The organism is Leisingera sp. JC1 (assembly GCF_001679925.1).
Classification (GTDB): domain Bacteria; phylum Pseudomonadota; class Alphaproteobacteria; order Rhodobacterales; family Rhodobacteraceae; genus Leisingera.
The window spans coordinates 1-1067 of record NZ_LYUZ01000028.1; the positions used below are offsets into that span (position 1 = coordinate 1).

General features: G+C 56.0%; 1 protein-coding gene. It reads right to left on the reverse strand.

Going from position 1 to position 1067, the window contains the following annotated elements:
• Positions 1-181 (reverse strand): transposase (locus A9D60_RS04275; protein WP_065269781.1); only part of this gene is annotated, 181 nt, incomplete at its 3' end.
• Positions 182-1067: the final 886 nt, after the last annotated feature.

Sequence of the window (1067 nt, forward strand, 5' to 3'; positions counted from 1 at the left end):
ATAAGCAGAACTGGATCGCCGCATTCGAGAACACCGGCGGGCGCCCAGGGCGGCCCTCATGCGGCGCGTACCAGGCCATCTCCTTGTCCAGCCAGATCAGCAAAGACCCGCGCTTGCGGAGCGCAGCGTTGTAGGCGGACCAGTTCGTCGTGCGGTAGCGGGCGGGCTTGGGCTTGCTCATGACATCCGTCTAACCCCATGGATTCGTGTTGTGAATCCTCCAACGAGAGAGTTCTGCAACAATGCCACACCCGAGTACAAAGAGCTTCTGGCGAAGGTTATCGCTGAGTCTAGCGCTCATGACGGATTGCTTTCTCGAAAGGAAGTTCGGACTGCAATTCGCGGCCTAATTGACGAAGTCATAGTCTACCCGCGCGGCGACCCAAAAGGCCGGGATATCGAATTAGTTGGCGATATAGAAAGACTTATCGTTCCAAACCAAGATGGTATGGAAGCGATGGTGCCCGGGGGCGGAATCGAACCACCGACACGAGGATTTTCAATCCTGCTCCCGCATTTTTCCGCAAGAAAGAGATTTCCGGAGAACTCTCGAGAAGGAGAGAGTGTTCTGGATTTTTATCTTTTTAAAACAGTATCTTATTTTGACTTCAAGAGGAGGGTTCCACACTTTGCATCTCGTCCTGCCGGCTTTTTGTGGAAAACTATCCAGCTCCAATTGCGTCCCCAGCACGTCCCCGGGATAATACCTTCCCAAAGGATAAGGAGTTCCTCATGGCGGTTACGGCGCTAACAGATGCATTCATCCGGAAGATCCAGATCGACCGCCGCAAGGACTTCGTCGATGCTCGGCAGCCTGGGTGCGCGCACCGGGGTAGCGCGGACAAGGATTCCAATCTGACGCGGACAACCATTCCGATTTAGCGCGGACAAGATTCCGGGGCTCGCGGACAAGATCGCGGAGCCCTTTGGCGGGGTGCTGAGCAATCACGTGGCGGGTAGCCTTTCGCTCTTTTGAGAGCGGGAGGGACCCAATGGCGAGATTGCCGATGAGGAAGATCAGAGAAGCCTTGAGGCTGCGCGCAAGCGGCCTGACGACCCGGGAGGTG